We start from the raw sequence: 13,521 nt of genomic DNA on the forward strand, positions 1-13,521 counted from the left end.
AAATGACTACAGAAACAATTAATGAATCGCTAGCGGATGAACATCATGGCGATTCTCATGATCATAAAATGACGGGAATAAAGCGTTGGTTGTATACGACCAATCATAAAGATATCGGTACTTTGTATTTATGGTTTTCGTTTATCATGTTTTTAACTGGTGGTGCACTAGCCATGGTAATACGTGCTGAATTATTTCAGCCCGGTTTGCAGCTTGTTGAACCTGATTTTTTTAATCAGTTAACTACCACTCATGGCTTAATTATGGTGTTTGGCGCCATAATGCCTGCTTTTACCGGTTTTGCTAACTGGATGTTGCCTATGATGATTGGTGCTCCAGATATGGCATTACCAAGAATGAATAACTGGAGCTTTTGGATTTTACCATTTGCTTTCGCTATTTTGATTGGTTCATTCTTTATGGAAAGCGGCGCACCAAACTTTGGTTGGACATTCTACGCTCCATTATCTACCACATATTCAAATGGTAGTACGGCATTTTTTGTTTTCGCTGTTCATATCATGGGTATATCTTCAATCATGGGGGCAATTAATATAGTTGTTACCATCATGAATTTACGTGCACCTGGCATGACATATATGAAAATGCCGTTATTTGTATGGACATTCTTTATTACTGCTTATCTGTTAATCGCGGTAATGCCCGTGCTCGCAGGGGTAGTGACTATGTTACTTACCGATACCTATTTTGGTACCAGCTTTTTTGATGCCGCAGGTGGCGGTGACCCAGTAATGTTCCAGCATATTTTCTGGTTCTTTGGTCATCCGGAAGTTTACATCATGATCTTGCCTGCATTTGGTATCGTTTCAACTATCATACCGGCGTTCGCACGTAAGAAGTTATTTGGCTATAGCTCTATGGTATATGCGACTTCTTCAATAGCGTTGTTATCATTCATTGTCTGGGCTCATCACATGTTTACCACAGGTATGCCATTATTTGGTGAACTGTTTTTCATGTATTGCACCATGTTAATTGCTGTACCAACAGGCGTTAAAGTCTTTAACTGGGTAGCAACGATGTGGCGTGGTTCTATGACCTTTGAAACACCGATGTTATTTTCTATCGCTTTCGTGATTCTCTTTACCATAGGTGGTTTCTCGGGTTTGATGCTGGCACTGACGCCGGTAGATTTCCAATACCATGATACTTACTTTGTAGTAGCTCACTTCCATTATGTATTAGTAACGGGCTCTTTATTTTCTATCTATGCAGGAGCCTATTATTGGTTACCTAAGTGGACAGGACATATGTACAGTGAGAGTTTAGCTAAGTGGCATTTTTGGTGTTCATTAATCTCAGTAAATTTACTGTTCTTCCCTATGCACTTTTTAGGTCTTGCAGGTATGCCTCGTCGGATCCCTGATTATGCATTGCAGTTTGCAGACTTTAACAAGTGGGTCAGTATTGGTGGCTTTGCCTTTGGTTTATCGCAGCTTATTTTCTTAGCAGTAGTAATCAAATGTATTAAAGGTGGTAAAAAAGCTCCTGCTAAACCATGGGATGGTGCTGAAGGCCTAGAGTGGACCGTAGCAAGCCCTGCACCATATCACACCTTTAGCACACCGCCGAAGATTGATTAATCATGGATAAAGATACTACTAAAACCGATGTTCAAGCAGAGCAAAAGCAAAGTAACACCAAAGTTATTAAAAAGTTAGTGTTGGTTGTATTTGCCATGTTTGGCTTTGGTTTTGCTTTAGTGCCTTTATATGATGTGTTTTGTGATATTACCGGTTTGAATGGAAAAACAAATGACGTTGCTGTGACTTATAATGATGATGGTATTGATACCTCTCGTACTGTCACAGTGCAGTTTATTACTCGCAACGCTAAGGCAATTCCTTGGCAATTTAAGCCAGTGATAAACGAAATTGAAGTTCATCCAGGTGAAATGAAATTTGTTAATTTTTACGCAAAAAATGAATCGAGAAAAGCTATTGTAGGTCAAGCTGTACCATCAGTTTCTCCCGGTTTGGCAGCAAGTTACTTTCAAAAGATAGAATGTTTCTGCTTTACACAACAGCCTTTACAGGCAGGTGAAGAAGTGGAAATGGGGTTACAATTTTATGTGGATCGCGATTTACCTGCAGACATAACCACACTGACCTTATCTTATACTTTATATGATATTAGCGGCAAGGCTGACTCATAGCGTAAAAGTTTAATCGCTTTATAAAACTCTTGATAAGAAAGAGGAAATAGAAATGACAACAAAAGAATATGAAAGTTATTACGTACCAGCACAGAGCCATTGGCCCATAGTTGGAGCTGTAGCCTTATTTATGATTGCATTTGGGGCTGCAACTTATGTTACTGATCTTAAGAATGAAGTTGGTGGATATGGCGGCTACCTATTATTAGCAGGTATCGCTTTAGTAGTTTATATGGTTATTGGTTGGTTCACTAACGTAATTGATGAATCTATGGCGGGTAAGTACAGCCATCAAATGGATGGTTCATTCCGACAAGGTATGAGTTGGTTTATTTTTTCTGAAGTAATGTTCTTTGCAGCCTTTTTCGGCGCGCTTTTTTATGCCAGAGTATTTTCAGTACCATGGTTAGATGGTGCCGGAAATAACGCAGAAACAGCTGCTGTATTATGGCCTGAGTTCACTGCAAGTTGGCCACTCATTAAAACACCAGATGGCACTGAAACCACTGCGATGGGGTGGTACGGTTTACCACTACTGAATACGGTTTTATTATTAACCTCATCTATCACAGCCCATTTTGCACATGTTGCCTTAGAGAAGAACAATCGCCCACAGTTAAAAGCATGGTTAGGGATCACTATAGTTTTAGGTGTTACTTTTATGTTTTTCCAAGTGCAAGAATACGCACATGGTTACTCAGAAGAAATGCAATTGTATTTAACCAGTGGTATTTACGGGAATACTTTTTATCTGTTAACGGGCTTTCACGGCATGCACGTAACTCTAGGTTGTATCATGCTTATTGTAATGTTCTTTAGAGTTTTGAAAGGGCACTTTACTCCAGATAATCATTTTGCTTTTCAGGCGGCTAGCTGGTATTGGCATTTTGTAGATGTAGTTTGGGTACTGCTATTTGTATTCGTCTACATTCTTTAGTCGTTCATACGTTGCTAAATCCACGACAGCTTCATCGAAGGTACTCATTGACTAGCGTCAACTCCGTGCCTTCTCTTAGCTCTAGTGGATTTATCTTAGTCTGAACAGTTTAAAGGCTGTATTAGTAAAGGTCATTGAAATCTGAGCGCTAATAAGGTCGTGGATTAGGGGTAATTATTCCGGTTAAAAGGCCTATCAATAATAGCACTACGATGGCGACGGAGAACATTAATCGGCGACCGATGAATTTGGACATAGGTGGCTGATCAGGCTCGGGCTTTTTATTCATTATCCATAAAGCGCGGAACAGGTTGTAAACCATAAACAATAATAGTGTCACAATAACTATTTTAAAAAGCATATATTCAATATCCTAAGTATTAACTTGTTGTAAGGATTCTCTTTTTTCATGCCAAGTAGCATTTCTTCAAAAGATGAAACAGCTAAAGAAAGCTTTGTTAATAAACAAAGTTTCTTTTGGCTTTTACTCACTGTGCTTGTTTTTTCGGCATTAGTAAAGCTTGGTCTCTGGCAAAGTTCACGAGCAGTAGAAAAAGAACAACGACTGTTAAAAATTGAAAAACTGAATACTCAAAGTGCGCTATCGCTAGAACAAATACTATCTCTGTCTAACGATGCTAATTCTTCTTCGACAATAAATGATTTTCCTATTGCTATTCAGGGGATTTTTGATGGTGAAAAACTCTTTTTTCTAGACAACCAAGTAAACAAAAACCGATTAGGCTATCGTGCTTATCAAGTAGCCGAGGTCAATGAACATGCGGTATTGATTAACCTTGGCTGGGTGCAAGGTTCGATCAATAGACAAGAATTACCCAAAGTTGATGCACTACATGGTGAGTATGCATTTAAAGGTAATGTCCGTTTAATCGAAGTAGGCGTTGTATTGCAAGAGCAATTGTTTACACAGGTGGAATGGCCGCTAAGAGTTCAACAAATTGAATTGGACAAATTTTCCTCATTAATTGGCCGTCAGCTCTTGCCCTTTGTTGTATATTTAGATAAAAATGAACAGATAGGTTTTGAAAAAAATTGGCAACCAATAGTGATGCCGCCAGAGAAGCATCGTGGTTATGCTTTTCAATGGTACAGTTTAGCGTTAGCTTGGTTGATACTTATGCTCTGGGCTAAATTTGGTACTAAGGCATACAATAATAAAAACAATAAAAGTAAGGCGACGTAGTATGAGTTCTATTTCAGATGAAACCCCAAACGTACAACCCGAGGTAACTCAACGTAAAAACCGCCGAAGTTTATTGTTACTACTTGCTACCTTTGCTTTACCGATAATTTTAGCTAAATTTGCCTTGGATGGGCAGTGGTTAGCGAAAGGAGTCACCAATCAAGGGACTTTATTAACCAATGAATTAACTTTGCAGAAGTTGGGCATAGACAACGCAAAATTTAAGCAACAATGGTTAATACTCTACAATCTGCCAGAACAATGTGATGATAGCTGTCAAGAAACAATGGAAGTCGTGCATAACACTTACGTGGCTTTAGGCAAGGAAATGCCAAGAATTACACCTGTGGTTGCTTATCAAGCACCTTTTTCAGCAGAACAAAGTCAACAAATTTCAAAAAGTCAGTGGCAATTACTCACTTTACCACCGGCAAGTAAGCAACTGATTGAAACGTCAAAAGTCTATATTGTTGATCCACTTGGCAACGTTTTCTTAAGTCATCAAGTACCAGGAAATAACGAGCAGCTGCCTCAATTTGGTAAACAAATTTTGGCTGATATGAAGAAGTTATTAAAATACTCTAAGGTGGGATAATATGATTGAACATAGTAATCACACCATACGAAAGCTCGTCTTTGTCAGTATCTTACTGGCTTTAGTCGTAGTCAGTTTAGGCGCTTATACCAGATTGACCCATGCAGGTTTAGGTTGCCCAGATTGGCCAACTTGCTATGGATTAATTGATGTACCAGAAACTTCGGAGCAAATAGCAATAGCTGAGCAGGCTTATCCAGATCGAAAAGTCGAACCGACAAAAGCTTGGAATGAAATGATACATCGTTATTTCGCCGGTGCATTAGGGTTGCTGATTTTAGCTATCGCCCTTTTATCCTTCAAGCAACGAAATCAGGGGACACCATTACGCTTACCCTTACTTATACTTGCTATCGTCATATTCCAAGCAGCATTAGGCATGTGGACGGTTACTATGAAATTGATGCCTATAGTTGTTATGGCACACTTACTTGGCGGATTTACGACCTTATGTTTATTGTTCCTTTTGCATTTACGCTTAAAACCACATCGGATAAATCAAGGGGACTGGAAAGTAAAAAAATATGGTCGCTATGCTCTATTAGGTATTGTGATCTTAACGATACAAATTGCTCTAGGAGGCTGGACGTCATCAAACTATGCTGCGATGAGTTGCGTAGAGTTGCCTATATGTCAATCAGGGTGGCAAGAGCAGTTAAATTTTGAACGTTCATTTGATTTGATTCCACCAGAACGAGACAGTTATGAATATGGTCATCTCGCTCACGATGAGAGGGTGACAATTCATGTTGTACATCGATTTGGTGCAATTGTTACCACTGTTTATTTAGCTTGGCTGTTAACCATGATTTATTTAAAAGCGCAAACGAGAATATTTAGAACGTCAGCTGTGATGGTGGGTTTGGCTTTAGTGACGCAAGTGATTTTAGGTATTAGTAATATCTGGTTTTCACTACCTTTGTCAGTTGCAGTCGGTCATAACATTGTTGCGGCCTGTCTAATGCTAACGTTAATCGCACTAACTTATCGCTTGCGTCGAAAAATATAGTAGGAAAAATATTATGAGTAAAGCCATTATTAACACCGAAATTTCGCCTGTAAGCATACCTAAATGGCGCGCATTTTATGATATAACTAAGCCTAGAGTAGTTGCCTTACTTGTACTCACTGCTGTTGTTGGTATGAGTTTATCCATTCCGGGTGGTTTGCCGTGGCAAATCTTTTTACCAGCTATGTTAGGCATAGCTTTGTTATCTTCTTCGGCGGCGGCAATCAATCATATTGTTGATGAAAAAATTGATGCCATCATGGGGCGAACCCATAATAGACCGCTACCTGAGGGGCGAATTTCTGTAAACAGTGCGATAGTTTTTGCAGCAAGCATTGCCATTATCGGCTTTGTTATTCTATTTACGCTGGTTAATCCATTAACCGCCTATTTAACCTTATCAGGTCTAGTAGGTTATAGCTTTGTCTATACTTTGTACTTAAAACGCGCGACACCACAAAATATAACTATTGGTGGCTTAGCGGGTGCTATTCCTCCTCTTCTTGGGTGGACAGCCATGACTAATGAAATTCACCCACACGCGCTTTTATTAGTTTTACTTATTTTTACTTGGACTCCACCACACTTTTGGGCATTAGCTATTCATCGTAGAAATGATTACGCAAAAGTTAATATCCCAATGTTGCCAGTAACTCATGGTGTTAATTTCACTAAAACACAAATACTGCTATACACAGTTTTATTGTTTGTTGTTGGTTTATTGCCTTATTTAGTCGGTATGAGCAATTGGTTATATCTTGTCGGTGCAATCATTCTTAATATTGTATTCTTCGCTTATGCGTGGAAATTAAAATTCAACGCTGACGAAAATACCGCGATGGATACTTTTAAATTTTCAATAATACATTTGATGCTGCTATTTATTATTTTGTTAGTAGATCACTATTTATTACCGGTAGGTTAAGCTCGAATGAAAAAATACTTTATTTATATCGGTGGATTTTTTGCTGCTATTATCGGTGCTATTGTATTTCAGCAGATGAATAAAACGATACCACCTGAGCACGCTTTATACTATCAGCAACCTAGAGAGATAAAGCCTTTTGAGTTAACTAAGCACAATAATCAAGCATTCAGAAATGAAGCACTAGTAGGGCAATGGTCCTTTGTGTTCTTTGGTTATACTTCTTGTCCTGATGTGTGTCCAACAACGCTACAAAATTTAGGCTTTATTTATGATGATTTAAAAGCTATCGCGAACAACACGCAGGTATTATTAGTCAGTGTTGATCCTAAACGGGATAATGTCGAAAAGCTGAGCCAATACATCGCCTATTTTAACCCTGAATTTATTGCGCTAAGAGGAGAGCATGGTGCGCTTTTTCCTTTCGCACGAAATTTAGGGTTAATGTACGCTATCAGTAGTGAAGAAGAAGGGTATTTGGTTGACCATAGCGCGTCTATAGTTTTAATTAATCCTAATGGTCAGATTGCTGCTATTTTCAAGCCTGAACAAGCCGTGGGTAAGGTACCTAGTATTGATAGTGAAAAGCTTGTTAGCGACTATCAAAAAATAGTCGCGTTATTTTAAAGAACACGGGCTATAGGTGATACCAATCGCCGCTTTCTTTCATGATAAACCAGGGTTTTGAGTACCAATAATATTGCCCTGGCTGACTAATACTCGCCGCGGTACAATTACATCTAACTCTCCCCGAAGGCAGGTCACCACTGAAATTAATGGTAAAACTGTCGTCCCCTTGCCATTGAATTTTTTGTTTACCTAAACCTGAGATATAACAGTTAAGTTGTGATTTATAAAAGTCACCTGTTTCCACTGTAAAGGTAATGCTTTTTGCTTGTTGATAGTCAAAAATAGTTTCAGCTTGTTCTTTATCTAATTGAATATTAAATGGTAGAGAGTTGAGCTTATCACGTAATCCAGAGATTTTATCATACGGCATAGAGGCTGGAAAACGTGGCACACTAGTAAGATCTGTATACGGACCTACAGCGCCAGATTGTTGCGAAAAGGCAACAAAATTATTGTCGATTACCCATTGTTGAACTGCCGGATCATACTCTCCGTATGGATAAGCAAAATAGCGCCAGCTTTGTCCGGTTTTTTCTTTAATTATCTCTTCTGCTTTTAATAACAACTCTGTTTGTTTAGCTAACCATTGAGTTTGTGTTAACCCTTCAGTTATACGCGCCATAGAATCATGTTCATAACCGTGATTAGCGATAATAACGCCTTCATCAGCTAAAGACTTTAATTGTGCCCACGACAGATAATGTGAATTATTTCTCCCTTCATTTCTGTCAATAATGCCTGGGTTGACATATATGGTGTAAGGATAGCCAAACTTATCAAGAAGTGGTTTAGCGTGAGTTAACACATCCAAATAAGCATCATCGAAGGTGATAGCTACAGTTTTATCTTTCAGCGGCTGCTTTGTTTTAATATCGTCAATCACTTCGGATAAAGGCACTACATTGAATTTCTGATCATGTAAATATTGTAAGTGCACTTCAAACTGCTTAGGAGTAATACTGGTACTTTTAGGTGTGCTATCGCTGACATGGTGATATTGCAGAATAACGGCCGCAAAGCTAGTGAAGTGAATGCAGGATAAGAAGAGTGCTAGTAAACCATGTTTCATCATGATTGCCGGTTAGAAATTGAATAATTTAAAATAGCGCCTTTTTAATCAAATGCCTAGCGGTAACACGCTATTTTTTGTTAAAAATTTAGTTTAAATCAATATAAGCGATACTTATTGTTTCACTTTATATCATTAATTGAATGCTGGTTTATGAGCAACAGTAAGAATGATCAATTTAAGATAGGACGGGATAAGCTAAACTTTAGCGTTTTGTCTTGATAAAACTAACACTATTTTTGCTAAAAGCCAGCCTGATGCAAGGCCTAGAGTATTAGCCGTCATGTCTAACCATTCGCCATATCTATTAACATAAGGTTGAATTAACTCAATGGCGCCACTAAAGCCGATAAAGGCAAGTGCAATGGCATAAAAATATTTAGGTCGGCTTAAAGCAGCAGGAAAGATTAAAGCTGCGTAAGCAATAAAGTGATGAGTTTTATCAGTACCGGGTACGCTAGGTAAATGTTCAGCTGGCCAAAGTGATAAAGTAGTAATACTCGTTAATATGATTAGCGTTAGAGGTAGCCAGTATTTTTGAATTAAGAAAATCATCAGGGTTATTTTTTAGTTCTTTTATTAAGTATGTTAAACCAACGGTTAGCAAAAATTCCTATATAACCCCAGATAGCAATAATGCAGCTAAAAGCTAAGATAATTAAACCAGGGACCTGCCATAGGTGGTGGTGATAATATCCTAAAGCGATAAATATGATACCGCAAACAAAAAGACCAACACCCCGAAGAAAAATAGTTAAACTACGTTTTGGGTCTTGGCCTAACTTGGCGAGTAAATTATTCATCACTACTCGTCTGACGGATGTTCAAAAAAGGCTTAGTAATATGAATGATCACCACGTTGATGCTCTGTCGCATCTTTAACGCCCTTAATTTCATCACCCATTAAATCTGTTAGTTGCTTTTCAATGCCATCTTTTACCGTAACATCAATTTGGCTACAACCATTACAACCGCCACCAAACTGTAGAACAGCATAGCCATCTTCAGTGATTTCTACTAGTGTACATTCACCACCATGGCCCGCTAATTGAGGATTAACTTCTGCTTGCAAAAAGTAATGAACACGCTCAAATAATGGTGCATCGTCAGCAACTTTACGCAATTTTGCGTTAGGCGCTTTAAGGGTAAGCTGTGAGCCCATTTGGTCAGTAACAAAGTCAATTTCAGCGTCTTCTAAAAAGCTTTTGCTGTCAGCATCAACCATGGCTGAAAAGCCTTCAAAAGGTAATTCGATGTCATCAGGCTCTACGGCATCAGCAGGGCAATAAGATACACCACATTCTGCTTTAGCTGTTCCCGGGTTAACTACAAATACACGAATATGCGTACCTTCCGCTTGTTGAGAAAGTAGCTTAACAAAATGCTCTTGGGCGCTAGGTGAAATAGTGATCATGATATTCAAACTCTCTTACTGGTTAACGCGTTGTACTGGAATAGGACAATATATACTTGAGTGTTTTACTCAAGTATGACTATTTTACGCTGCAATCGAGTGATGTGCTAATGATTTTTATGCTTTTATTTGTTATTTTAAACGAGGGTCTGTTTATCTTTCAGATTATCACTATTTTCGCCTTGTTATCATAAAGCTATTGCTAATAGCAGAGGCTATAATGAAAGCTAAACAGCCCCTAGATACATAAAAGGAAAGTTTAATGTTTGCTGTTCTTCGTTTAATTACATTTATTGTTTTGGTGTTTTCTTTCGCTATACAGGCATTGCCGGTAGAAAGTTACTTACCAAAGCAAATCAGTTTTGCTCAAGAAATATCTAAACCAAGCCACACTTTGGGTTTTGAAATTGGCCAGCGGCATATTCGACATGATCAATTGCAGCAATATTTTACTTTATTAGGGAAAGAATCCAGTCGAGTAAAGTTAACCACCATAGGTAAAACAGCTCAGTGGCGAGATCAATTTCTTGTCACTATATCTAGCCCTGAAAACCTAGCTAATTTAGACAATATTTTACAGAAAAGGCATATCCCACTCGCGGATAAAAAAAGCAAAGTTGATCCCCTCGTTATTTGGTTAGGATATAGCGTTCACGGAGATGAAATAAGTGGCGCAAATGCCGCAATGGTTGTTGCTTATTATTTAGCGGCTAGTCAGGAAGCTGACATTAACACTATGCTTGAGAACACCATTATTGTTTTAGAGCCGAGCATGAATCCAGATGGTATGGATAGATTTGTTAATTGGGTAAGTACTTATCGTAACTCAGCCGATAATAGCGATGCTAATCATATTGAACATCATCAAAGCTGGGTAACAGGAAGAACTAATCATTTTTGGTTTGATTTAAATCGTGATTGGCTATTACTTTCCCAACAAGAAACGCGTCAGCGATTGAAATATTTTCATCGTTATCAACCTCATGTCTTAGGTGACTATCATGAGATGAGAGCCAATAGCAGTTATTTCTTTCAGCCCGGTATAAAAAGTAGAACTAATCCCTTAACCTCGTCGCAAAATATTAAACTTACCAAAGAGTTGGCAAAGTATCATGCCAGTGCTTTAGATAAGGCACAGCGTTTGTATTATAGCGAAGAGCATTATGATGACTTTTATTACGGCAAAGGCTCTACGTATCCAGATATTAATGGCAGCATAGGTATTTTATTTGAACAGGCTAGCTCTCGAGGTATGCAGCAGGATTCAGTCAACGGTGTTATTACCCTAGAATACGGTATTCAAAACCATGTGCTGACTTCGTTATCGACTATTGAAGGTGCGTGGGATAACCGTCAAGTATTGAAAAAATATCGACATAATTTTTATCAGCAAGCGTTGAAACAAGCTAAAAAGCAGAAAATTGATGGTTATTTATTGAGTGAGAGTAAAGATAAATACCGCTTACATGCATTTTTAGAAACGTTAGCCCAACATCAGATCAAAGTTTACCCCTTAACTAAAGATTTTAATTACCAAGAAAAAAGCTATTTACGTGAGCAAAGCTATTTTGTACCTCTGGTACAGGAGCAATATGGTTTGATACAAGCTTTATTTACCCAAAAGACCAACTTTCCAGATAATACTTTTTATGATGTTTCTGGATGGACAATGCCTTTAGCAATGAATATTCACTTTCAGGGTTTAGACAGTACTTGGGGGTTAGAAATAGCAAAGAAGCCTTGGTCTCAAGATGATGTTATAGAGAGTGAAAATGTTATCACTCAACAAGCTAGCTATGCTTATGCGTTTGAATGGCATCACTTTTTAGCACCAAAACTATTAAATGCATTGTTAGAACATGATATTAAAGCCAAAGTGGCAACAGGTGATTTTGTCAGCCAAGTGCAGGGTAAGAAACGACTTTTTTCAGCGGGCACTATTATTATTCCTGCCGCGATACAGAAAAATAGAGACTGGCACAAAATACTGTTTGAGTTAAGTAATCAAAACTCACAGGAATTAATACCGTTAACAACAGGCTTAACTAGCCAAGGTATCGATTTAGGTAGCAGCTCATTTAAATTACTCACCAAACCAAAAGTACTGTTAGTGGGCGGAGAAGGAATATCGCAATATGAATCGGGAGAGATGCGTTACTATTTTGATAAAACATTGGCAATACCCGTCAGTGTCATTAATCACAATCGTATAGCAAAGGTTGACTTGAGCGACTACACCCATGTGATTCTAGTGGATGGTCGCTATACAAAACTACCGGGAAAATTCATTGAAAATATGAAGTTGTGGTTAAAGCAAGGTGGTGTAGTGATAGGCCAGAAACGTGGTGCTAAATGGCTTGCTAAAGAAGAAGTGTTATCGGCAAGTTTTGTCAGCAATAAGCAAATTGATCAACTGTTTGATAGTGAACAACTAAGTTATCAAGATAAAGATAAGTTAGCGGCAAGAAAACGTATTGCAGGTGCCATTTTTGCAACCCAATTAGATATTTCACACCCCTTGGCTTTCGGTTATGAGTCTGAGCAACTCCCTTTATTTCGAAACAGTACGTTAATTATGGAAACCGGTCAGCAGCCATTTATTACCTTAGCAAAATATAGCGCTAAGCCATTATTAAGTGGTTATACCGACAAAAACTTAGTCAATCGTCTTGCTCATAATGCCGCAATAGTCGCTCATAATTATGGTCAAGGTCGGGTTATTGCCAGCAGTGATGTTTTGGCTTTTCGAGGATATTGGTTAGGTAGTGCTAAGTTACTTGCTAACAGCTTATTTTTTGCGAAAGCTTTTAATGCTCCAACGACTAATTAACCACTAGGTAAAGTTAAACAAACCGTTACTAAAGTGACGGTTTTTACCCCTGATTTTTTTAAAAGTTTACTTATCTCGCTAGCAGTACTCCCCGTTGTTACTACATCATCAATTAATATTACATGTTTCACTTCTTTATCCAGCTTTTGCGTTAATTCAAAATTATTCGCTAAATTCTGCCGGCGTTGCTTTCCAGTCTTGCCAACTTGGCTAGTATTTTCTTTAATGCGCTTTAAGGCTAAGGCCTGATAAGGCAAGTTCAACATCTTGGCAAAGGGTTTAGCAATTAAGTGAGCTTGATTGTAGCCTCTAACTTGCCATTTAGTGATATGCAAAGGTACGCTTAACACCAAGTCAATATGACAGCGCTGTGGAGAAAAACTTGTTGCCTGCCAACGTTCACTTAATAACGTAGAAAAAATATCGGCTAATTCAAATCGTTGTTTATATTTAAATGCAATTAACCAATGACTAAATGGTGGCAAATAAGGTGATAAACAAAACAGTTGATCAAAAGCAATATTGGGTAAAGCACGGTTCACTGCTGGCCAGTTAAGTAAATCACCTTGGATAATGTCTTGATTAAACAAAGGTAGATCTTGAAAACAAGCATCACATATTAGTTGCCGTCTATGGGTATTATTGCCGCACAGATCACATTGCCCAAGTAACTTTCGTAATTTTTGAAAATATGATTGAATTTTTGTTTGCCATTCCATTGTGGTCAACCAT

15 protein-coding genes are annotated in these 13,521 nt (G+C 38.2%); 9 read left to right on the top strand and 6 right to left on the bottom strand.

The genetic code is table 11. The features are described from left to right. The first annotated feature begins 2 nt into the window (after positions 1–2). From ctaD to AC27IF_RS12420, 3 genes are read left to right on the top strand one after another with little or no spacing between them, the layout of a single operon-like run. The gene (gene ctaD / locus AC27IF_RS12410) at positions 3–1,604 is read left to right on the top strand and encodes a cytochrome c oxidase subunit I (RefSeq protein ID WP_487054652.1); all 1,602 of its coding nucleotides are present in this window, start codon (positions 3–5) and stop codon (positions 1,602–1,604) included. Positions 1,605–1,606: 2 nt separating this feature from the next. Next, a complete protein-coding gene (locus AC27IF_RS12415; RefSeq protein ID WP_487054653.1) occupies positions 1,607–2,176 on the top strand; it encodes a cytochrome c oxidase assembly protein in 570 nt (189 codons plus the stop codon). A 52-nt stretch (positions 2,177–2,228) separates the two neighbouring features. Then, complete coding sequence (locus AC27IF_RS12420; protein WP_487054654.1) at positions 2,229–3,113, top strand: cytochrome c oxidase subunit 3; 885 nt, start codon at positions 2,229–2,231, stop codon at positions 3,111–3,113. Positions 3,114–3,261: 148 nt separating this feature from the next. Here the strand turns inward: AC27IF_RS12420 and AC27IF_RS12425 are convergent, their stop codons facing one another. Continuing rightward, entirely contained in the window at positions 3,262–3,474 is a 213-nt protein-coding gene (locus AC27IF_RS12425) for a DUF2909 domain-containing protein (protein ID WP_487054655.1), read from the bottom strand. Between the two features lie 48 nt (positions 3,475–3,522). On the opposite strand from AC27IF_RS12425, the gene AC27IF_RS12430 reads away from it, so the two are divergent. Genes AC27IF_RS12430 through AC27IF_RS12450 form a run of 5 tightly spaced genes read left to right on the top strand, consistent with a single transcriptional unit; the run spans position 3,523 to position 7,473 of the window. Then, positions 3,523–4,317 carry an SURF1 family protein gene (locus AC27IF_RS12430; protein ID WP_487054656.1) on the top strand — a complete coding sequence of 265 codons (795 nt, stop codon included), beginning with the start codon at positions 3,523–3,525 and terminating at the stop codon, positions 4,315–4,317. Between the two features lies 1 nt (position 4,318). Beyond that, the gene (locus tag AC27IF_RS12435; RefSeq protein WP_487054657.1) at positions 4,319–4,912 is read left to right on the top strand and encodes a hypothetical protein; all 594 of its coding nucleotides are present in this window, start codon (positions 4,319–4,321) and stop codon (positions 4,910–4,912) included. Between the two features lies 1 nt (position 4,913). Further along, positions 4,914–5,921, top strand: a complete 1,008-nt coding sequence (locus AC27IF_RS12440; RefSeq protein WP_487054658.1) for a COX15/CtaA family protein — start codon at positions 4,914–4,916, stop codon at positions 5,919–5,921. 13 nt (positions 5,922–5,934) lie between these two features. Next, a complete protein-coding gene (gene cyoE / locus AC27IF_RS12445; protein ID WP_487054659.1) occupies positions 5,935–6,846 on the top strand; it encodes a heme o synthase in 912 nt (303 codons plus the stop codon). A gap of 6 nt (positions 6,847–6,852) precedes the next feature. After that, the gene (locus AC27IF_RS12450; protein ID WP_487054660.1) at positions 6,853–7,473 is read left to right on the top strand and encodes an SCO family protein; all 621 of its coding nucleotides are present in this window, start codon (positions 6,853–6,855) and stop codon (positions 7,471–7,473) included. Positions 7,474–7,483: 10 nt separating this feature from the next. Here AC27IF_RS12450 and AC27IF_RS12455 read toward each other — a convergent pair whose 3' ends face one another. The 4 genes from AC27IF_RS12455 to nfuA form a co-directional block, all read right to left on the bottom strand. Beyond that, the gene (locus AC27IF_RS12455) at positions 7,484–8,548 is read right to left on the bottom strand and encodes a polysaccharide deacetylase family protein (protein ID WP_487054661.1); all 1,065 of its coding nucleotides are present in this window, start codon (positions 8,546–8,548) and stop codon (positions 7,484–7,486) included. Positions 8,549–8,743: 195 nt separating this feature from the next. Continuing rightward, entirely contained in the window at positions 8,744–9,100 is a 357-nt protein-coding gene (locus tag AC27IF_RS12460) for a VanZ family protein (RefSeq protein WP_487054662.1), read from the bottom strand. A gap of 5 nt (positions 9,101–9,105) precedes the next feature. After that, the gene (locus tag AC27IF_RS12465; RefSeq protein WP_487054663.1) at positions 9,106–9,348 is read right to left on the bottom strand and encodes a hypothetical protein; all 243 of its coding nucleotides are present in this window, start codon (positions 9,346–9,348) and stop codon (positions 9,106–9,108) included. A gap of 32 nt (positions 9,349–9,380) precedes the next feature. Further along, positions 9,381–9,959 carry a Fe-S biogenesis protein NfuA gene (gene nfuA / locus AC27IF_RS12470; protein WP_487054664.1) on the bottom strand — a complete coding sequence of 193 codons (579 nt, stop codon included), beginning with the start codon at positions 9,957–9,959 and terminating at the stop codon, positions 9,381–9,383. A gap of 262 nt (positions 9,960–10,221) precedes the next feature. Between nfuA and AC27IF_RS12475 the strand changes: the two genes are divergently transcribed. Beyond that, the gene (locus AC27IF_RS12475; RefSeq protein WP_487054665.1) at positions 10,222–12,789 is read left to right on the top strand and encodes a M14 family zinc carboxypeptidase; all 2,568 of its coding nucleotides are present in this window, start codon (positions 10,222–10,224) and stop codon (positions 12,787–12,789) included. Here AC27IF_RS12475 and AC27IF_RS12480 read toward each other — a convergent pair. Further along, a complete protein-coding gene (locus AC27IF_RS12480; RefSeq protein ID WP_487054666.1) occupies positions 12,786–13,508 on the bottom strand; it encodes a ComF family protein in 723 nt (240 codons plus the stop codon). The genes AC27IF_RS12475 and AC27IF_RS12480 overlap by 4 nt on opposite strands. Between the last annotated feature and the right edge of the window lie 13 nt (positions 13,509–13,521).

Source organism: Colwellia sp. KS18-150 (assembly GCF_057551365.1).

Excerpts from the sequence above, each read along its gene's own strand:
- ctaD (WP_487054652.1), top strand. The coding sequence starts at position 3 with ATGACTACAGAAACAATTAATGAATCGCTAGCGGATGAACATCATGGC.
- AC27IF_RS12415 (WP_487054653.1), top strand. The coding sequence starts at position 1,607 with ATGGATAAAGATACTACTAAAACCGATGTTCAAGCAGAGCAAAAGCAA.
- AC27IF_RS12420 (WP_487054654.1), top strand. The coding sequence starts at position 2,229 with ATGACAACAAAAGAATATGAAAGTTATTACGTACCAGCACAGAGCCAT.
- AC27IF_RS12425 (WP_487054655.1), bottom strand. The coding sequence starts at position 3,474 with ATGCTTTTTAAAATAGTTATTGTGACACTATTATTGTTTATGGTTTAC.
- AC27IF_RS12430 (WP_487054656.1), top strand. The coding sequence starts at position 3,523 with ATGCCAAGTAGCATTTCTTCAAAAGATGAAACAGCTAAAGAAAGCTTT.
- AC27IF_RS12435 (WP_487054657.1), top strand. The coding sequence starts at position 4,319 with ATGAGTTCTATTTCAGATGAAACCCCAAACGTACAACCCGAGGTAACT.
- AC27IF_RS12440 (WP_487054658.1), top strand. The coding sequence starts at position 4,914 with ATGATTGAACATAGTAATCACACCATACGAAAGCTCGTCTTTGTCAGT.
- cyoE (WP_487054659.1), top strand. The coding sequence starts at position 5,935 with ATGAGTAAAGCCATTATTAACACCGAAATTTCGCCTGTAAGCATACCT.
- AC27IF_RS12450 (WP_487054660.1), top strand. The coding sequence starts at position 6,853 with ATGAAAAAATACTTTATTTATATCGGTGGATTTTTTGCTGCTATTATC.
- AC27IF_RS12455 (WP_487054661.1), bottom strand. The coding sequence starts at position 8,548 with ATGATGAAACATGGTTTACTAGCACTCTTCTTATCCTGCATTCACTTC.
- AC27IF_RS12460 (WP_487054662.1), bottom strand. The coding sequence starts at position 9,100 with ATGATTTTCTTAATTCAAAAATACTGGCTACCTCTAACGCTAATCATA.
- AC27IF_RS12465 (WP_487054663.1), bottom strand. The coding sequence starts at position 9,348 with ATGAATAATTTACTCGCCAAGTTAGGCCAAGACCCAAAACGTAGTTTA.
- nfuA (WP_487054664.1), bottom strand. The coding sequence starts at position 9,959 with ATGATCACTATTTCACCTAGCGCCCAAGAGCATTTTGTTAAGCTACTT.
- AC27IF_RS12475 (WP_487054665.1), top strand. The coding sequence starts at position 10,222 with ATGTTTGCTGTTCTTCGTTTAATTACATTTATTGTTTTGGTGTTTTCT.
- AC27IF_RS12480 (WP_487054666.1), bottom strand. The coding sequence starts at position 13,508 with ATGGAATGGCAAACAAAAATTCAATCATATTTTCAAAAATTACGAAAG.